The sequence below is a fragment of the Actinomadura sp. NPDC049382 genome, from assembly GCF_040677125.1.
GTDB classification, from domain to species: Bacteria; Actinomycetota; Actinomycetes; order Streptosporangiales; family Streptosporangiaceae; genus Spirillospora; species Spirillospora geliboluensis.
Genome location: NZ_JBFARO010000016.1, coordinates 1 through 19204 on the forward strand (window position 1 = coordinate 1; position 19204 = coordinate 19204).

Annotated in this window: 15 protein-coding genes; 11 read left to right on the forward strand and 4 right to left on the reverse strand. The window is 74.8% G+C overall.

Features of this window, described 5'->3' with window-relative positions; translation table 11 throughout:
* The 3 genes from AB0K34_RS12910 to AB0K34_RS12920 all read left to right on the forward strand — a co-directional run.
* Window positions 1-1587: LuxR C-terminal-related transcriptional regulator (locus tag AB0K34_RS12910; protein ID WP_364547947.1), on the forward strand; the 1587-nt coding region annotated here is incomplete at its 5' end.
* Between the two features lie 103 nt (window positions 1588-1690).
* Window positions 1691-2968 carry a sensor histidine kinase gene (locus tag AB0K34_RS12915; RefSeq protein ID WP_240808086.1) on the forward strand — a complete coding sequence of 426 codons (1278 nt, stop codon included), beginning with the start codon at window positions 1691-1693 and terminating at the stop codon, window positions 2966-2968.
* Window positions 2956-3615, forward strand: coding sequence for a response regulator transcription factor (locus tag AB0K34_RS12920; protein ID WP_301178096.1), 660 nt, complete (start codon window positions 2956-2958; stop codon window positions 3613-3615). The genes AB0K34_RS12915 and AB0K34_RS12920 overlap by 13 nt, the downstream gene beginning before the upstream one ends.
* Window positions 3616-3692: 77 nt before the next feature.
* On the opposite strand, the gene AB0K34_RS12925 is transcribed toward AB0K34_RS12920, so the two are convergent.
* Together AB0K34_RS12925 and AB0K34_RS12930 are read right to left on the reverse strand one after the other, a co-directional pair.
* Entirely contained in the window at window positions 3693-6221 is a 2529-nt protein-coding gene (locus AB0K34_RS12925; protein ID WP_301178097.1) for an FtsX-like permease family protein, read from the reverse strand.
* Window positions 6222-6224: 3 nt separating this feature from the next.
* Window positions 6225-6989 carry an ABC transporter ATP-binding protein gene (locus AB0K34_RS12930; RefSeq protein ID WP_205719702.1) on the reverse strand — a complete coding sequence of 255 codons (765 nt, stop codon included), beginning with the start codon at window positions 6987-6989 and terminating at the stop codon, window positions 6225-6227.
* 293 nt (window positions 6990-7282) lie between these two features.
* Here AB0K34_RS12930 and AB0K34_RS12935 point away from each other — a divergent pair, with 293 nt between their 5' ends.
* The 4 genes from AB0K34_RS12935 (at window position 7283) to AB0K34_RS12950 (ending at window position 10747) form a co-directional block, all read left to right on the forward strand.
* Window positions 7283-8518: a serine hydrolase domain-containing protein gene (locus AB0K34_RS12935; protein ID WP_205719701.1), complete on the forward strand. Its 1236-nt coding sequence runs from the start codon at window positions 7283-7285 to the stop codon at window positions 8516-8518.
* A 176-nt stretch (window positions 8519-8694) separates the two neighbouring features.
* Window positions 8695-9201: an MFS transporter gene (locus AB0K34_RS12940; RefSeq protein WP_171069470.1), complete on the forward strand. Its 507-nt coding sequence runs from the start codon at window positions 8695-8697 to the stop codon at window positions 9199-9201.
* Complete coding sequence (locus tag AB0K34_RS12945) at window positions 9198-9392, forward strand: hypothetical protein (protein ID WP_138641701.1); 195 nt, start codon at window positions 9198-9200, stop codon at window positions 9390-9392. The genes AB0K34_RS12940 and AB0K34_RS12945 overlap by 4 nt, the downstream gene beginning before the upstream one ends.
* 41 nt (window positions 9393-9433) lie before the next feature.
* Window positions 9434-10747, forward strand: coding sequence for an alpha/beta fold hydrolase (locus AB0K34_RS12950; RefSeq protein ID WP_138637621.1), 1314 nt, complete (start codon window positions 9434-9436; stop codon window positions 10745-10747).
* Window positions 10748-10786: 39 nt separating this feature from the next.
* Here AB0K34_RS12950 and AB0K34_RS12955 read toward each other — a convergent pair whose 3' ends face one another.
* Entirely contained in the window at window positions 10787-13501 is a 2715-nt protein-coding gene (locus tag AB0K34_RS12955) for a LuxR C-terminal-related transcriptional regulator (RefSeq protein ID WP_138637622.1), read from the reverse strand.
* Between the two features lie 21 nt (window positions 13502-13522).
* Entirely contained in the window at window positions 13523-14428 is a 906-nt protein-coding gene (locus AB0K34_RS12960; RefSeq protein ID WP_171069088.1) for an alpha/beta fold hydrolase, read from the reverse strand.
* Between the two features lie 23 nt (window positions 14429-14451).
* On the opposite strand from AB0K34_RS12960, the gene AB0K34_RS12965 reads away from it, so the two are divergent.
* The 4 genes from AB0K34_RS12965 (at window position 14452) to AB0K34_RS12980 (ending at window position 19154) form a co-directional block, all read left to right on the forward strand.
* The gene (locus AB0K34_RS12965) at window positions 14452-14670 is read left to right on the forward strand and encodes a hypothetical protein (protein WP_138637624.1); all 219 of its coding nucleotides are present in this window, start codon (window positions 14452-14454) and stop codon (window positions 14668-14670) included.
* Between the two features lie 66 nt (window positions 14671-14736).
* Window positions 14737-15936, forward strand: coding sequence for an acetyl-CoA C-acyltransferase (locus tag AB0K34_RS12970; RefSeq protein ID WP_301174377.1), 1200 nt, complete (start codon window positions 14737-14739; stop codon window positions 15934-15936).
* On the forward strand, window positions 15933-17480 hold the full coding sequence (locus AB0K34_RS12975) for an AMP-binding protein (RefSeq protein ID WP_138637626.1): 1548 nt from the start codon (window positions 15933-15935) through the stop codon (window positions 17478-17480). The genes AB0K34_RS12970 and AB0K34_RS12975 overlap by 4 nt, the downstream gene beginning before the upstream one ends.
* 294 nt (window positions 17481-17774) lie before the next feature.
* Window positions 17775-19154 (forward strand): 4-hydroxyphenylacetate 3-hydroxylase N-terminal domain-containing protein, encoded by a 1380-nt coding sequence (locus tag AB0K34_RS12980; RefSeq protein ID WP_138637627.1) that lies wholly within the window; start codon window positions 17775-17777, stop codon window positions 19152-19154.
* Window positions 19155-19204 lie beyond the last annotated feature (50 nt).

The following is a 19204-nucleotide window of genomic DNA, read 5'->3' on the forward strand; positions in this document are numbered from 1 at the left end:
GCCGCGGCGGCGGCGTTCCTGACCCGCGCCGTCGAGCTGACCCCGGACCCGGCCCGGCGCCGGGACCGCGCCCTGGCCGCGGCGCGGGCGGCGCACCAGGCCGGGGCGGCGCGCGCCGCGTCGCGGATGCTGTCCATCGCCGAGGCGGGCACGCTCGACCGGGGCCGGCGCGGCCGGGCCGAGCTGCTGCGCGCCCGGATCGCCGTCACCACCGACCCCGGCGCCGCGGCCCCGCTGCTGCTCACGGCCGCCCGGCGGCTCCGGGCGCAGGACGCGCCGCTCGCCCGCGACGCCCATCTGGAGGCGATCGGCGCGGCCATCCTCGGCGGCGGCCCGGCGGGCGGCGGTCCCGCGGCGGCGGCAGCGGCGGCGCGGTCGGCGCCGCCCCCGCCGGAGCCGCCGCGCCCGGGCGACCTGCTCCTGGACGGGATGGCGCGCTGCCTCACCGACGGCCTCGCCGCGGGGGCGGCGGCGCTGCGGACCGCGGCCGACGCCTTCCGCGCCCCGGACCTGCCGGACGAGGACGGCCTCCAGTGGGGCTGGCTCGCCGGCCTGGCCGCCGCGACGCTGTGGGACTACGGCACCTGGGACGCGCTCACCGACCGGTACGTCCGGCTCGTCCGGGGAACGGGCCGGGCGGGCGAGCTGCCGCTGGCGCTGACCGCGCGGATCGCCGCGAAGGTGCTCGGCGGCGACCTGGCCGCCGCGGCGGCGCTGGTCGCCGAGGCCGAGACGGTGTCGGAGGCGACCGGGAACGCGCGGTCGCCCTACGGCGCGCTGATGCTGGCCGCCTGGCAGGGCCGCGAGGCCGGGACGGCGGCGCTGGCCAAGGCGGTCGCCGCCGAGGCCGCCTCCCGCGGCGACGGGCACGGGCCCGTCCTCGGCGCCTGGGCCACCGCCGTGCTCTGCAACGGCCTCGGCCGATACCAGGACGCCCTGGCCGCCGTGGCCGGGTGCGCGGGCGACCGCCCGGCGGACGTCGCCACCGAGACGTGGGTGCTGCCCGAGTGCGTCGAGGCCGCCGTCCGGGGCGGCGCGCCGCAGCGGGCCGCCGCGCCGCTGCGCCGGCTCGGCGTCCTCGCGCGGACCGCCGGGACCGACTGGGCGCTCGGGCTCCACGCGCGCTCGCAGGCGCTCGCCGCCACCGGGACCACCGCCGAGGAGCACTACCTGGAGGCGATCGACCGGCTCGGCCGGACCCGGCTGCGCGGCGAGCTGGCCCGCGCCCACCTGCTCTACGGCGAATGGCTGCGCCGCCGGAGGCACCGGCGGCCGGCCCGCGAGCAGCTGCGGACCGCGCACGAGGCGTTCACCGCCATGGGCATGGGCGCCTTCGCCGAGCGGGCCGCCCGGGAGCTGTCGGCCACCGGGGAGCACGTCCGCCGGCGCGCCGCCGACACCGGCCGCGAGCTCACCGCGCAGGAGGCGCAGATCGTCCGGCTGGTCCGGGAGGGGCTGACCAACCCCGAGATCGGCGCGCGGATGTTCATCAGCCCCCGCACCGTCGAGTGGCACCTGCGGAAGATCTTCGCCAAGCTCGACGTGACCTCGCGCAAGCAGCTGCAACCGCACGCGTCCGGCGCGTAGCGGACGGCTCCGGGCACGCGGTGCGAGCCCGGCGGGTCCCACTGACCGAGACGATCCGGCCGACCCCGGCGCAAAGATCGTTTGGGTGTCGTACTGTCACCGCGTGCGTACTCTGGCGGACACCGCGAAGGCGGCCGGCGCCCGGCGGACCCGGCGGCTGATCGCCGTCCGGCACGCCCGCGCCGTGCTGGACGCGCTCGAGCAGCTCGTCTGGGGGCTGGCCACGGCCCTGCTGTCGTTCGCGGCCCTGCTGGCGTTCCTGCTGGCCGCGCCCCTGTACGCGGTGGGCGCCGGCCGTCCGCTGGCGCCGGTCTGGCCGCGCGTCGTCCGGGCCGTCGCCGAGCGGGAGCGGGCGCGGCTGTCCCGGTCGGGCCCGGAGCTGATCCCGATGGGGCCCGCGCCGAGCCGGCCGGGGGCCGTCCGCACCGACCCGGTGCTGCGGCGCGACCTGGTCTGGCTCGCGGTGCACGGCACGCTGGGCCTGTTCTTCGGCATCGTCGGGACGACCCTCGCGGTCAACGCCCTGCAGAACGTCACGTACCCGCTGTGGTGGCGGATCCTGCCGGCGGACAACGCCGCCCCGACGCTGGTCTTCTGGACGGTGCACCGGGAGCGCGACGCCCTCGCGGTCGCGGCGTTCGGCGTCCTGCTGGCCGTCGCGTTCGTGGTCGTCGGACCGGCCACGGCCCGGTTGCAGGCGTGGCCGGGCCGGCGCCTGCTGGCGCCGCCGCCCGACGCCGACCTGTCGCTGCGCGTCGCCGAGCTGTCGGCCACCCGCGCCGCCGCGCTCGACGCCCACGCGACCGAGCTGCGGCGCATCGAGCGCTCCCTGCACGACGGGGCGCAGAGCCGGCTGGTCGCCGTCTCCCTGCTGGTCGGCGCGACCCGCCGCGCGCTGGCCCGCGACCCGGCGGAGGCGGAGGCGCTGCTGGAGCGCGCGCAGGACGCCGCCGAGCAGGCGCTGGCCGAGCTCCGCGGGGTCGTGCGCGGCATCCTGCCGCCCGTCCTCGCCGACCGCGGGCTCGCGCGCGCCCTGGACGGCCTCGCCGCCGACTGCGCCGTCCCCTGCCGGGTGGACGTCGACGTCCCCGGCCGCTGCGCCGTGTCCGTCGAGGCGACCGCCTACTTCGTGACGGCCGAGGCGCTCACCAACATCTCCCGGCACAGCGGCGCCCGGCAGGCCGCCGTGGTCGTCCGCCGCAGCGGCGACCGGCTGCTGCTGCGCGTCGAGGACGACGGCGCCGGCGGCGCGGACGAGCACGCCGGCTCCGGCCTCGCCGGCATCCGGAGCCGGATCGAGGCGCACGACGGGTCCCTCGCCCTGACCAGCCCGCCCGGCGGGCCGACCGTTCTCCGGATGGAGCTGCCGTGCGGATCGTGATCGCCGAGGACGACCCGCTGCTGCGCGAGGGCATGGCCGCGCTGCTGCGCGCCGAGTCCCTGGACGTGGTGGCCGCCGCCGACGGCCCCGACTCCTTCCTCGACGCGGTCGAGGAGGGCCGCCCGGACGTCGCCATCGTCGACGTCCGGATGCCGCCGACCCACACCGACGAGGGGATCCGGGCGGCGGTCGAGGCGCGGCGCCGGCGGCCGGGGCTGGCCGTCCTCGTCCTGTCCGCCCATGTCGAGCAGGCGTTCGCGGGCGAGCTGCTCGCCGGGGGCGCCGACCGGCTCGGGTACCTGCTCAAGGAGCGGATCGGCCGGGTCGAGCAGTTCCTGGTCGCGCTGCACCGGGTCGCCGAGGGCGGCACGGCCATCGACCCCGAGGTCGTCACGCAGCTCATCACGCGGGGCCGCGCCGACACCGGGCTGGAGCGGCTGACCGGCCGGGAGCGGGACGTGCTGGCGCTGATGGCGGAGGGGCTCGGCAACACCGCCATCGCGGAGCGGCTCGTCGTCACCGACGGCGCCGTCCACAAGCACATCCGCAACATCTTCGCCAAGCTCGACCTCGCCCCGACCGACCGCGTCTCCCGCCGCGTCGCCGCCGTCCTGCGCTACCTGGAGGACACCAGGCGCCGGGCCTAGGAGCCAGTGCGGCGGGAACCCGCGTCCCGGCGGCGCGCGGCCGGGACGCGGGGGCTCTCCCGCCCTGCTCGCCCGCCCTACTCGCGGACGCCGATGCCCTCGACGGGCGGCGTCCGCAGCAGACGCGCGATCGGGAGGACGGTCGCGACCAGTGCGAGCAGGACCGTCCCGCCGACGATGGTGATCCAGCCGGCGGCCGGGACGTACGGGACGCGCTGCCCGGCGAGGGCGTTGACGACCGAGGACAGGGTGATCGCCGCGATCCCGACGCCGATCGCGAGCGCCACCCCGAGCAGGACGGACTGCTCCGCGTACGCCATCCGCCGCACCTGGCCGCGGGTCAGCCCGACCAGCCGCAGCAGCGACAGCTCCCGGGCCCGGGACAGCCCGGCCATGATCAGCGTGTTGGCGGCGGCGAGCACCGCGTAGCCGACCAGGACGGCGATCAGCATCTTGTTCAGCCACGCGCTGATCGCGAGGTCCTTGGCCAGCTCGCCGTTGAGCTCGCTCGCGCCCGTCACGGTGCTCGCCGGGTACTTGGCCGCGAGCCCCTTCAGCGCGGCGCCCGCGTCGGCGCCCTGCGCGGTGCGGATCAGGACGTGGTCGTCCAGCCCGGTCGCGGTGTGCCCGGCGAGCGTCTCGTTGGCCAGCGTGACGTCCCCGAACCCGAAGTTGCGGTCGTAGGTCGCCACGACCCGCAGCGTGACCGGCGTGCCGTCGCCGAGCCACAGCTTCACGTCCTTTCCGACCCGCAGGTCGTTCTGGTCGGCGAGGGACGTCGACACGGCGACGGCGCCGGCGCGCAGGTCGGCCAGGCGTCCCGACTTGACGCCGAGGTCCAGGGTCTTCTCCACGCCCTGCGGGTCGACGCCCTGCGCGACGAACGTCATGGGCTCGATGTCCGTGGGCGCGATGACCGAGGTGCGGCGGACGCCGGTCGCGGCGAGCACGCCCGGGACGCGGCGCGCGTCCTCCGCCGCCGACGCGGGCAGCCCGGCGGCGCCGGCCAGCACGTGCTGCGCGATCGTGCCGTCCCGGCTCTGCTCGACCGTCTGCCGGTCGAGGTTGTCCTGGAGGAACCAGACGGTGCCGCCCAGCCCGACGGACAGGACGAGCCCGGTCAGCACGGCCACCATGCTGCGGGCGTTGCCGCGCAGGTTCGCGGCGGCCAGGTACCCGCTGTCGCCCCAGACCGCCCGCAGGACCGGGCCGAGGACCTGCGCGGCGGCCCGGTTGATCCACGGCGCGAGCAGCGCGACCGCCAGCACGAACGCGATGAGCATGCCGAACGCGACGCCCATGGCGGTCTGCCCGGTCGCGGTGCCGGTGAGCCCGATCATCGCCACCGCGCCGGCGAGGCACACCGCGCCGGACACGATCCGGAACCGCCCGCCGAGGGACGTCTCGACGGCGGCCTCACCGAGCGCCTCCGTGGGCCGGATCGCGGTGGTGCGGCGCGCGGCGACCAGCGCGGACAGCAGCGCCACCACGGCCACGGCGGCGATCGACGCGAGCGCGGCGAGCGCGCCGCCCCGCACCTCGAACGACTCGGGCACGAAGCCCCGGTCCACGAGCCGGTTCCGGATCCAGACGGTGGCGGCGAAGCCGGCCGGGACCCCGACGACCGAGGCGAGCGCGGCGAGCATCCCCACCTCGCCGAGGATCAGCCGCCGCACCTGCGCCGGGGTCGCCGCGATGGCCCGCAGCAGGGCGATGTCGCGGCGGCGGTGCCGCACCGAGAGCCCGACCGTGGCCGCGACGACGAACACGATGATCATCACGGCGTAGCCGGCGAACGCGGCGCCGGCCTGCACGGCCATCTCCTTGGCGGCGGCGGCCTCGGGCTCCTCGGCGAGCCCCCGCTCGTCGCCGGTGTAGGACTTGGCCCCGGCGGCGTCCGCGATGCGCGCGACCTTCGCGGTCACCGCGTCCCGGTCGGCGCCCGGCGCGGCGAGCACCCCGACCGCGTCGACGCGACCGCGGTGCGGGTCGAGCGCGGCGGCCCGCGCGTCGGTGAAGAACAGCGCCGCGCTCGTCCCCTCCGCGTCGCCGGTGTCGACGACGCCGCTCACCCGGACCGGGTGGACGGCCCCGCCGGTGAGGAGCCGCGCGGTGGCGCCGGGCTTCAGCTTCCCGGCCGCGGCGAGGCGGGCGTCCACCGCGATCTCGTCGTCGGCCCGCGGCGGCGCGCCGGACACCATGCGGTGCGGGCCGAGCGCGGCGCTCGCCCAGCCGTGGCCCAGCGCGGGGACGGACGGCGCCGCCGGCAGGGCGACCGTGATCGACCGGTCGGCGACGGCCTGCTTCACGCCGGGGACCGCGGCGATCCGGGCGACGAGCGCTTCGGGGACGCCGCCGCGCTCGGGCAGCACGAGCCTCGTGGTCTCGCGCTCCCCGAACTTCTCGGGACCGGCCACCGTGAGGTCGCGCTTGGCGACGACGGCGAGCGCGTCCGAATACCGTTGCGGCAGGCCGTTGTACCGCAGTCCCGACTCGGTGAGGACGCCGCACACGGTGAGGACCAGGACGCCGGCGCACAGCGCGAGGAACGTCGCGACGAACGTGCCCTTCCGGTACCGCAGCATCTGCAAGGCGAGGAGCAGCACCGCTCAGCCCTCCCGGGCGGCGACGGGCTTGCGGCGGCCGAGCATCGCCAGCTCCTCGGCGATGCGCGGGGCGCCGGGCTGCGGCATGTCCCGCACGATCTTCCCGTCCGCCAGCACGATGACCCGGTTGGCGTAGGACGCGGCGACCGGGTCGTGCGTCACCATGATGATCGTCTGACCGGACTGCTCGACGGCCGCGCCCAGCAGCGCGAGCACCTCCGCCGCGGTCGTCGTGTCGAGCGCGCCGGTCGGCTCGTCGCAGAAGATCACCTCGGGCCGGGTGACGAGCGCGCGGGCGATCGCGACCCGCTGCTGCTGGCCGCCGGACAGCTCCGCCGGGCGGTGCCCGAGCCGGTGCGCCAGCCCCACCCGCTCGATCACCTCGGTGACCCACGCCGGGTCCGGGCGGGCGCCCGCCAGCCGCGACGGCAGCAGGACGTTCTGCTCCACGGTGAGCGCGCCGATCAGGTTGAACGCCTGGAACACGAAGCCGATCCTGCTGCGGCGCAGCATCGTCAGTTCCTTCTCCGACATCGTCGACAGGTCGGTGTCGCCGATCATGACCCGTCCCGAGGAGGGCCGGTCGAGGCCGGCCGCGCAGTGCAGCAGCGTGCTCTTCCCGGAGCCGGACGGCCCCATCACCGCGGTCATCGTCCCCCGGCGGAACCGGGCGTCGACGCCGGCGAGCGCGACGACGGGATTCTCGTCGCCGTACGTCTTGCTGACGCGTTCGATGTGGACGACGTCGTCCACGGGGGGCATTGACATCGGGAGCAGTCCTCCGGGGGGATCGGTCTCGTTCGAGTGCCCCACGACGCTAGGAACGGCGCCTCACCCGCGGCAATGCAGCCAGTTGCCCATGCGGCGGTAGTGCAGGCGCTACCAGTCCCAGGGGAGCCGCCTGCCCGGTCGTGCCCGCTGTACCGGGGCGGTGGTGCTGGCTACACCGTGTTTCTTCCAGTGCGCGTTATCGAATCGAGCACCTGCGGGCCGCCATTCTTGAGGCTTTCCAGAGAAACGCCCCCCGCTCCCACCGAACCCGGTGGTTTTGAGGAGAAAAGGTGTCCGAGTATTTCCCGCCCGCCGCTCGTCCCGGCGTCCTGTCCGCGCGCCGCAGGAGGCCGGTGAAGCTCGCCGCGGTGGCGGTGGCAGCCGGGCTCGGCCTGGCGGGCTGCGCCACCGGCGACAAGGCCGATGCCGAGGCGGAGATCGGCACGGCCAAGAACGAGGTCGCCGTGGTGGCCGCGATGCAGAAGGTGGTGAAGGCCGGGTTCCCCGGCGTGCTGGTCTCCGTCAAGGGTGCGGACGGGAAGGTCCGCGACTACTCGGCCGGCGCCGGCGACCGCGAGACCGGCGACGCGCCCCCGAAGAACGGGTACGTGCGCGTCGGCAGCAACACCAAGAGCTTCGTCGCCGCGACCGTCCTGCAGCTGATCGGGGAGGGGAAGGCGAAGCTGGACGAGCCGATCGACACCTACCTGCCCGGCGTCGCCAAGGGCCCGGACTGGGACGGCAAGAGCATCACCGTCCGGAACCTGCTCGGGCACACCAGCGGGATCCCCGACTACACGCAGGCCCTCGTCCCGACCACCGACACGCTCCCGACCAAGACCTACACGGCCGAGGACCTGCTCCGGCCCGCGCTGAAGATGAAGGCGTCGTTCCCCGTCGGGAAGAAGCGCGAGTACAGCAACACCAACTACGTCCTCGCGGGGATGCTCGTCGAGAAGATCACCGGCAGGCCGGTCGGCGAGGCGGTCACCGAACGGGTCATCGACCGGATCGGCCTCAAGCAGACCTACTGGCCGAAGCCCGGCGACACCGGCGTCCGCAAGCCCCGGATGGAGGGGTACATCGCGCCACCCGGCGGCACGCTGAAGAAGGCGACCGAGATGGACCCGTCGATCTCCGGGGCGGCCGGCATGGTGGTCTCCACCCCGCGCGACCTCAACCGCTTCTTCACCGCCGTGGTCGGCGGCAAGCTGATGCCCGCCGCGCAACTCGCGGAGATGCAGAAGACGATGGAGTCGCCGGGCGACATGCCGGACACCGTGTTCGGGCTGGGCCTCGACCAGACCACGCTGTCCTGCACGAAGATCTGGGGCCACGGCGGCGACATCCACGGCTACGAGTCCCGGGGCGGCGTGACCACCGACGGCCGCGAGGTCACGGTGGTCGTCAACGCGCTGCCGGGCGCGATCATCGCGAAGCAGGACTCCGAGGAGGCCATGCTGAAGGACGCGATGGACAAGATGACGACGATCTCGAAGCTGGTCGACACGGCGATCTGCAAGTAACGGCGATCTGCAAGTAACCGCACCGCCCGCGCCGGTGGCGTCCCTCGGGGGGACGCCACCGGCGCGTCCGTGTCTGCGGGGCCGTCCGTGGTGGATCCGTGATGGGCACGGATGCCGCTCCGTGGGTCCGGCGGCGACGCTTGCTCAGCAGTCGGACGACCGCCGAGGAGGACCCGATGACCGCCACCACGATGTACGCCGCGACGGGCGCCGCAGCCCGGCCCCGGCTGATGAGCAGGGCGTTCGTGCTGGTGCTCCTCGCCGGAGTGGGCTCGTCCACCAGCTTCTACCTGCTGTTCTCGGCGCTGCCCCGCTACGCGGACGCGATCGGGGCCGGCGGCGTCGGGGCCGGGCTGACCACCGGCGTGATGATGCTGGCGACCGTGGCCGCCGAGTTCGCCGTCCCGCGCCTGACGGCCCGCTTCGGGTACCGGGCGGTCTTCGGGACCGGGCTCGTGCTGCTCGGGGCGCCGGCGCTCGTGCTGGCGGCGGCCGGATCGATGCCGATGGTCCTGGCGGCGTGCCTGGTCCGGGGCGCCGGGTTCGCGGTGGCGGTGGTGCTGGGCGGGGCGCTGGTGGCCTCGATCGTCCCGGCCGAGCGGCGCGGCGAGGGCCTCGGCGTCCACGGCGTCGCCTGCGGGACGCCGGCCGTCGCGTCGCGGCAGCTCGTGCCGGGGCTGTGATCGCGGCGAGCGGCATCGCGCTGCTGGTCGCGGTGTCGAACCCCGTGGCGGTGACGCTCGGCGCCACCGGCTTCGGCCTCCTCGCCGTCCGCACCGGGTACCCGGCCGCCTTCGGCCTGACGGCCGCGCTCATGCTGCTGCCCCTCCTCGCCGGGACGGGCGCCCGCACCCGGCGGACCCGCACCGCTTGACCTCATCTATCCATCCGCACCCCATCCGAAAGGGAACGACCATGAGGAAGATCATCGTCTCCGAGTTCACGACCCTGGACGGCGTCATCGAGAGGCCCGGCGAGCTGGGCTGGGCCTTCCGGTTCGACCGCGGCGAGGAGGGCGACGCCCTCAAGGCCGACGAGGTCCGCTCCGCCGGCGCCCTCCTGCTGGGCCGGACGACCTACGAGGGCTTCGCGCAGGCGTGGCCGCGGCAGACCGGCGAGTTCGCGGACACGATGAACCGGATGCCCAAGTACGTCGTCTCCAGCACGCTCGACGACCCGGAGTGGGACAACACGACCGTCATCACGCTGGACGACGTCGCCGAGCTGAAGCGGCAGCCCGGCGAGGACATCCTGGTCAACGGGAGCGCCCGGCTCGTCCAGGCGCTGGCCGAGCGCGGGCTGGTGGACGAGTACCGGCTGCTGGTCCACCCGGTCATGCTGGGCGGCGGGCAGCGGCTCTTCGGCGACGGAGCCGAAGCCGCGGAGCTGCGGCTGGTGGAGTCCCGGCCGGTGGGCGGCGACGGGATCGTGCTGCTCACCTACCGGCCCCGGCACCGCACGGCGACCTCGGCGGACGGCACGTCCATCGCCTACGACCGCGTCGGCGCGGGACCGGCGGTCGTCCTCGTCCAGGGCGCGTTCTCCACCCGCAGCGACCCGATCATGACCGGGATCGCCGGGGCGCTGGCCGCGACGCACACCGTCTACACCTACGACCGGCGCGGCCGAGGCGACAGCGGCGACACCGCCCCGTACGACGTCCGGCGGGAGATCGAGGACCTGACCGCGCTGATCGAGGCGGCCGGCGGCACGGCGCTGGTGTTCGGCGGGTCGTCCGGCGGCGCGCTGGCGCTGGAGGCGGCGGCGGCGGGCGCGCCCATCAGCAGGCTCGCGGTGTTCGAGCCGCCGTACGTCACGGCGCCGGGCGGCTCGCTGCCGTCCGCGAAGGACCTGGGCGCGCTGGTCGAGCAGGGGCGGCGCGGGGACGCCGTCGAACTGTTCCTCACCGCCGGTGCCGAGATGCCGCCCGAGGCGGTGGCGGGCATGAAGGCCCAGCCGTTCTGGCCGCAGATCGAGGACGTCGCGCACACGCTCGCCTACGAGGCCGCGGTCGTCGGCGCGGGACCGGTCCCGGAGCGGCTGTCCACGGTGGCGGTCCCGACGCTGGTGCTGGCGGGTTCGGCCAGCACCGACCGGATGCGCGACGCCGCGCAGGCGGTGGCGGGGCTGCTCCCGGACGCCCGTCTGGAGTGGCTGGAAGGGCAGGCGCACGGCCAGGTCGACCCCGAGTCGATCGGTGCGGCGGTGGGCGGGTTCTTCACCGCCTGACCTGCACGGCCGATGGCGCACCTCCCGACCGGGGGTGCGCTATCGGCGTTCCAGCAGCTCGGCCAGTTCGGCGCGGCCCTCGTCCTCGCGGCCGGGCAGGAGCAGCAGCGTGGACGCCCGCTCGAACCGGGCGCCGATGCGCTCCCAGCCCTCGACGGCGGCGGCCAGCTCGGCGGGATCGCCGTGCAGCCGTCCCCGCGCGCGGGCGAGGCACGCGGCGCCCCACGCGTTCTCGGCGGCGGCGGGCTCGGCGGCGTCGATCCGGGCCGCCGCGTCCGGCAGGCCCGCCAGGACGGCGAGTTCGGCGCCGGCCGCGTGGGCGTATCCGGCGTAGAGCGGGTTGGTCGCGTCCGAGAACAGCGCGCCGACCAGGCCGGCGGCGGTGTCGAGGCGCCCGGTGTGGACGGCGACGAGGGCGTCCGCGAAACCGGCGAGCGTCGCGTGGTCGAACACCTGCCCGGTCGCCTCCCCGGACGTGCGGGCCCGCCACATCGCGTGCCGCTCACGGTCGCCGCGCAGGCCGTGGACGAGCGCGGGCCCGACGGCGACCGGCTGCATCATGCCGCTCTCCGGCCGTCCCGCCCGCAGCCAGCTCTCCCAGGCGTCGTCCGCGTGCCGCAGCGCCTCGTCGAACGCGCCGCTCAGCGCCAGCGGCAGGATCAGGTTGTTGGTCGAGAGGTAGTACTGGTCGCCGAGCAGGTCGCCGAGCAGGTCGTCGGCCAGCGCGGGCCGGGCGGCGGCGAGCGCGGCGGGCAGGTCCCCGGCGGCGAAGGCGCAGTTCACCGCCACGTGCACGATGTCGACGACCTCCGCGGAGCAGCGCGGGTCGGCGAGCGGGAGGCCGGCCAGCAGGTCCAGCCGGTCGCGGGCGACGCGGTGCGCCTCGCGCAGCCGCCCGGCCCGCAGCGCGGCGCTGACGAGCGCGTCGAGCGCGGCGCTGACCAGCACCGGGTCGCCCGCCGCGCGGGCCAGCGCGACGGCCCGTTCCGCCAGGGCGGGGTCGGCGCTGTAGGGTGCGGCGGGCGCCGTCCACGCGCGGGCGGCGGCGAGCCAGGCCGCGACGACCGGATCGTCCTGGTCGCCGGCGGCCTCCGCGCGCTCCGCCAGCCGCCTCAGCTCCGCCTGCGGGACCGCGTACCAGCCGGGATTGCGCGCCGTGGTGACGACCGCCGTCGCCAGCAGCACGGCCTCGGCGTTCCCGTCGCCCGCGTCGCGGGCGCGGTCGGCGGCCGTGCACAGCAGCTCGTAGTGGCGGTGCCCGCCGGTGGGCATGACGTGCGTGCAGTCGGCCGCGCTCTTGAGGTCCGCGGACGCCTCGCCGGGCGACCCCGCGCGCTCGGCCGCGTCCAGGAAGTGCCCGTGCGCCTCGCGCGGGAACCGGCGCCGGTAGGCGAGCCGGCCGAGCGACCGCGCCAGCCCGTGCGCGACCTCCCCGGCATCGGCGGGCGCGGCGGCCAGCGCGGCGCGCAGGTCGTCGGCGGCGGTGTCGAACTCCGCCCGGACGTCCCCGTCCCGGGCGGCCAGCTCGGCGGCGACGCCGGACGACCATGCCAGGTGCAGGCTCCGTGCGTCCGCCTCCTCACCGCTGAGGGCGAGTTGCTCGGCGGCGAACGCGCGGACCGTCTCCAGCAGCCGCCAGCGCGCCGGGCCCGCCCTGCCGGCCAGGCTCTTGTCGACGAGCCGGCCCAGCACGTCGGCCGCCGCCCCCGCGCCCGTCCCCGGGGCGACGGCGAGCACCGCGGCCAGGTCGAAGGCGCCCGCGAACACCGCCAGCCGCCGGAACAGGGCGCGCTCCTCCGCGTCGAGGAGGTCGTGGCTCCAGGTGAGGACGGCGCGCAGCGAGCGGTGCCGGGCGTCGGCGCCGCGCCCGCCCGCGAGCAGCCGGAGCCGGTCGTCGAGGGCGGCCAGCACGCCGTCCGCGCCTAACGCCGCGCTGCGCGCCGCCGCCAGCTCGATCGCGAGCGGCATGCCGTCGAGGCGGGCGCAGATCTCCGCGACCGCCGCCGGGCCGGCGGCGAAATCGGGGTCGGCGGCGCGGGCGCGGTCGGTGAACAGCGCCTCGGCGTGCGAGGCCAGCGGCAGCGGCCCCACCCGGACGATCCGCTCGCCGGGGACGCCGAGCCGCTCGCGGCTGGTCGCGAGGATCCGGGTGCCGGGGCAGGCCGCGAGGATCCGGTCGGCGAAGCCCGCGACCGCGTCCAGCAGGTGCTCGCAGTTGTCGAGCACGATCAGCGTGCGGCTGCGGCCGAGGCGCCCGGCGATCACCGTGCGGAGTTCGGCCCGCGGGCTCTCGGTGACGTCCAGCGCCGCCGCCACGGCGTGCTCGACGAAGCCGTCCCGCACGGGCACCAGGTCGACGAACGCGCCGCCCTGCCCGGACGCGGCCGCCGCCACCGCCGCGAGCCGCGACTTGCCCACCCCGCCGGGGCCGAGCAGCGTCACCAGCCGGGCCTGGCCGGAGGCGGCCTCGATCTCCGCAAGCTCCTCGCCGCGCCCGACGAAGGAGGTGCGGGCGGCGGGCAGCCCGGCGACGGAGCGCGCCGCGCCGCCGGCCGTGTCCTCCTGCCGCTCGGCGGCGAGGATCGCCAGCTCACGCCGGTTGGCCACCCCGTACTTGCGCAGCAGCGACGAGACGTGGCTCTCGACCGTCCGCACCGAGATGTGCAGCCTGCTCGCGATCTGGGTGTTCGTCAGGTGCCGGCCGACGGCGGCCAGCACCTCGGCCTCGCGCTCGGAAACCTCGCTGGGCGGCATGGGCCCATGATCCCGCACGGGTCACGCCGCCGTCGCGGCCTGCGCGGTGACCCGCTGGATCGCCGTGACGGCGATGTCGGGCCGGTCGACGTAGATGTAGTGCTCGCTGCCGGCGGCGGTGCTCAGCCTGGCGCGCGCGGAGACCCCGAGCCACGTGCGCTGGCCGGCCGTCCACCCGCGCTCCAGGGCCGGCCCGTACTCGGGGACGGCCGCGAGGTACTGCTTCCCGTGCCGGATCACCTCGGCCGGGATGTTCCCGGCGGAGCGGACCTTCTCATCGGTGATGACGAGCCGCTCGGGGTTCTGCCCCGCGTCCACCGCGAGGGTCTGCGCGCGCAGCTGCGCCGCCGGGCCGGTGGCGGACTCGGGGATCGCGCCCTTGATGTCGGCGACCGAGGTCGGGGACGTGGCGTCCATCAGGACGAGCCCCTTGACGCGGTCCCTGTGGCCGGGGGCGTACCTGGCGGCGATCATCCCGCCCAGCGAGTGCCCGGCGAGGACCACCCGGCCGTCGCCGGCGACCCGGTCGAGGACGCCGGTCAGCACCTTCCCGGTGTCGGCGAAGCTCTGCGGGCCCTCCGGCCGGTCGCTCGCGCCCGCGCCGAGCCGGTCGTAGGAGCAGACCCGGTTCTCCTTGCTCAGGGTCTTCTGGAGGGCGGCCATCTTGCCGAGCCCGTCGCCGAGCCCCGCCATCAGGACGATCATCGGCGCGTCCTTCACCGGGGCGCCCGCGCAGGACACGTTCACCGACCGGCCGCCGACCTTGATCTTCTTGGTGCCGGTGAACGCGTCGGCGGTCTTGCGCGGTGCGGGGGAGTCGAACGGGAAGGCGTCCGAGTCGGGGACGCCGTCGCAGCCGGTGAGCCCGGCGGCGGCGACGGCGCAGCAGGCCGCGATCGCGGCGGTCTTCGTGAAAGCGCGGATCATGACGTCCTCCAAGGGAAAGCCGAATGCCGGAAAATGGTCCGGCGGTGATTTTGCGTGGCCGAATTCGCCACGAATGGAATTTCGCGGATCGGGTGTTGCTTTCGACATTGAGAACGCTAGGGATTCGACCCCGCCAGATCATCACCGCGCGGTTGACAATCGCCGGTAGCTCGCACGGGGGACAGTCCCGCCGTGCCGGAGCCGAGGCCGAGGACGACGTCAAGTTCATCCAGACGGTGTGACCGTTGACACCTTCCGAACCGTGTATCTAGCCTGAGGCCGACGTCAACTTCAAAGTAGGGAGTGGCATGGTCGGATCCGCGGTCATCGTCGACGCCGTCCGCACGCCGGGCGGCAGGCGCAACGGTTCCCTGGGCGGATGGCACGCCGCCGACCTGGCCGGCACCGTCCTGCGGGCGCTGGCGAGGCGCAACGGCCTCGACCCCGCCCGCGTCGACGACGTCATCATGGGATGCGTCGGCCAGGTGGGCGACCAGAGCGTCAACATCGGCCGCTCGGCGGTGCTCGCCGCCGGGTGGCCCGAGAGCGTTCCCGCGACCACGATCGACCGGCAGTGCGGGTCGAGCCAGCAGGCCGCGCACTTCGCCGCCCAGGGCGTGCTCGCCGGCGCCTACGACATCGTCGTCGCCGCGGGCGTCGAGGTCATGACGCGGACGCCGATGGGCGCGTCCGGCGTCGGCGGCGACCCGTTCGGGCCGCTCGCCATGGCCCGCTACGCCCATGTCGAGACCCACGGCCGGAAAGGGCTCGTCCACCAGGGGCTGAGCGCCGAACTCATCGCCGACCGGTGGGGGCTCAGCCGCGCGGACCTGGACGCCTTCGGCCTGCGCAGCCAGCGGCTCGCCGCCGCGGCCCGCGACGCCGGGCGCTTCGACCGCGAGCTGCTGCCCGTCGAGGCCCGGACCTGGAATCCGGAGACCCGGGAGGTGACCCGCACGGGCACCGACCTGACGTCCGACGAGGGCATCCGGGAGTCGACGGCGGAGAAGCTCGCCGCCCTCAAGCCCGCGTTCCTGCCCGACGGCAAGGTGACCGCCGCGAACAGCTCGCAGATCACCGACGGCGCCTCGGCGGTGCTGATCATGTCGGAGGAGGCGGCGGGCCGGCTCGGCCTCACGCCGCGCGCCCGCTTCCACTCGTTCGCCGTGGTCGGCGACGACCCGATCGCCATGCTCACCGCGCCGATCCCCGCCACCCGCAAGGTGCTGGAACGCTCCGGCCTCTCCGCCGACGACATCGACATCGTCGAGATAAACGAGGCGTTCGCGTCCGTCGTCCTGGCGTGGCAGAAGGAGACCGGCTTCGACATGGCGAAGGTCAACCCGAACGGCGGCGCGATCGCGCTCGGCCACGCGCTCGGCTCGTCGGGCACCCGGCTGCTGGCGACGCTGCTGTGCGAGCTGGAGCGCACCGGCGGGCGCTACGGCCTGCAGACGATGTGCGAGGGCGGCGGCATGGCCAACGCGACCATCATCGAGCGGCTGTGAGCGCGGGCATGGAGATCAGCCTCGGCGAGGGCATCGCGCTCACCGCCCGCAACCACCCCGACCGGGCGAGCTTCCTGTTCGCCGACGGCGGCGAGCACACCTTCGCGCAGACGAACGCCCGGGTGAACCGGCTGGTGTCGGCGCTGCGCGGCAACGGCGTCGGCCGCGGCGACCGGCTGGCGATCTTCGCGCTGGACTCGCACCGCTTCGTCGAGATCGTGCTCGCCGCGACGAAGCTCGGCGCGGTCTACGTCCCGCTCAACTACCGGCTCCGCAGACCGGAGGTGGACGTCCTGGTCGACCGGGCGAAGCCGGTGGCCCTCTTCTACGACGTGCGGTACGCGGCGCTGCTCGACGGGCTCGACGAGCAGCACGGGATCAAGCTCATGCTCGCGCTGGACGAGCGCCCCGGCGAGGCGTCCTCCGACTACGAGGACTTCATCGCGACCGGGACCGAGGCCGAGCCGCCGGTCGTGGCGTCCGACCGCGACGTCATCGGCCTCGCCTTCACCTCGGGCACGACGGGCCTGCCTAAGGGCGTGCTCCAGTCGCAGCGGATGATGAAGGCGATCGTCACCGAGCAGATCATCGAGTTCCGCATGCTGCCGGAGGAGGTCCGCTACACGGCCGCGCCGGCCTTCCACATCACCGGGATCTGCCAGCTGCTCGCGGGGGTCGCCTACGGCTTCACCTCGCTGATCGTCCCGCAGTTCGACCCGCGGGTGACGCTCGACCACCTGGCCGCCGACACGCTGACCGGCGTCTTCCTCGTGCCGACGATGATCAGCACGATCCTGCAGCTCGACGACGTCCACGACCACGACTACGAGCGGCTGCGGCTGATGTACTACGGCGCCGCCGCCATGTCGCCGTCCCTGCTGCGCCGGGCGATGGACACCTTCAAATGCGACTTCCTCAACGCCTTCGGCGCCGGCACCGAGGCGGGCCTCCAGGCGCTGCTCGGGCCCGAGGACCACCGCCGCGCCCTGGACGGGCGGCCCGAGCTGCTCGGCTCGATCGGCAAGCCCGCGTACGGCGTCGCGCTGCGGATCGTCGACGACGACCTGCGCGACGTGCCGCCCGGTGAGGTGGGGGAGATCGCCACCCGCAGCGACATGCTGTTCGACGGCTACCTCGGCATGCCCGAGGAGACCGAGCGCGCCACCCGCGGCGGCTGGTTCCGGGCCGGCGACATGGGCTACGCCGACGAGAACGGCTACCTCTACCTGCACGGCCGCAAGAAGGACATGATCGTGCGGGGCGGCGAGAACATCTACCCGATCGAGATCGAGTCCGTGCTCGCCGAGCATCCCGACGTCGTGCAGAGCGCGGTCGTCGGGGTCGCCGACGAGCACTGGAGCGAGATCGTCCGGGCGTGGGTGCAGCCGCGCGAGGGCGCGCGGGTGACGGCCGAGGACCTCGCCGCCCACTGCGCCGAGCGGCTGGCCAAGTACAAGGTGCCGGCGGAGTTCCGGTTCGTCCCGGCGCTGCCGGTCAACGCCAGCGGCAAGATCCTCAAGCGGGAGCTGCGCACCTGGGAGTGACCCGGCGGAGGCACCGCCCGGAAGCACCGCCCGGAAGCACCGCCCGGAAGCACCGCCCGGCGGCCGCGATCGGCGCTGGTCGCGGCGCGCTCCGGCATGCCCGCGTCCCCGGGGCGCGCGGTTCCGGTCCGACGAAAATGTGACCCTTGACACCCGGGGAAGGGCCGTGACAAGGTCCGCTTTATGACGACGACGTCATGTTCAAGCGGCTGACAGACGTTCGGCCGGGGCGGCCCGGCACCGCACGAGCGCCGCGCGGGCGGCGTTGCCTCGCACAGGAGGAGGACCCCCAGCATGATGACGGGGCAGCAGTACAAGGACTCGCTCAAGGACGGCCGCAAGGTCTACTTCGAGGGGCGGCTCATCGAGGATTTCGCCACCGAACCCGCCCTGGCGGTTCCGATGGAAGTGGCCGCCGAGGGATACGACAAGTACTACTCCGCCGAGCCGGGCGCCCGGAACCCGGTCATCACCGCGCCGCGCAGTGCCGCCGAGCTGCGGGACAAGATTCCCGAGCTGCTGGAGATGGACCTGCTCCTCAACGTGACGTACCAGTCGGTCATGACGCTGATCGTCGCCTCCTCCCGCATCGAGTCGGCCGCGCCCGAGTACCTCCCGCGGATCAACGCCTACATCAAGAAGGCACTCGAAGATGACATCCGCATCACCGAATGCATCACCGACGCCAAGGGGAACCGCAGCCAGGCGCCGGCGAAGCAGGACGACCCCGACGCCTACGTCCGCGTCGTCCGCCGCACCCCCGACGGGGTCGTGGTGCGCGGCGCCAAGCTGCACATCAGCGCCGCCGCGCTCGGCCACCACCTGATGGTGATGCCCACCAAGACCATGAAGCCGGGCGAGGAGGACTACGCGATCGCCTGCGCGATCCCCGTGAACGCGCCGGGCGTGCACATCACCAACACCACCTACCACCCGAGCGGCGGCGACGACCGGGACTTCCCGGTCAGCTCGAAGAAGAGCGTGCCGGACAGCATGTGCATCTTCGACGACGTCTTCGTCCCCAACGAGCACGTCTTCCTCGACGGGCCGGTGGAGCACGCGGCGGTGTTCGCGCACTCGCTCGGGCTGTGGGAGCGGCTCGGCGGCACCGCCTTCATGGTCGAGCAGGCCGACGAGCTGGTGGGCCTCGCGCAGCTGATCGCCGAGGCGAACGGCACCCACCGGATCTCGCACGTCCGGGAGAAGATCGACGAGATGATCATCCACGCCACCCTGCTGCGGGCCGGCCTGGAGGCGGCGCTCCTGCACGCGCACGCGACGCCCGAGGGGTACTACTACCCCGACGACATGTACACCAACGTCACCAAGTACCAGGGCGCGACGCAGTTCAGCCGCATGGTGCGCCACCTGCACGACATCGCCGGAGGCGCCGTCCTGACCGCGCCCTCGATGGCGGACTTCGACAACGGGACGCTCCGCCCCTTCCTGGAGAAGTACATGTCGACCGGGAAGGACGTGGGGGGCGAGTACCGCACCAGGCTCTTCCACGCGATCCGCGACACGACCGCCGACGCCTACGGCGGCTGGCACCACGTGACCAACATCCAGTCCGGCGGCGGGCTGTTCGCGCAGCGGCTGGTCACCCGGCGCCACTACGACATGGACCGCGCCAAGCACCTCGCCTTCAAGGCGGCGGGCCTGGCCGGCGGATGACCCCCGCACCCTCCACGACGGGACGGACACGAACCATGGCGGATGCGAGG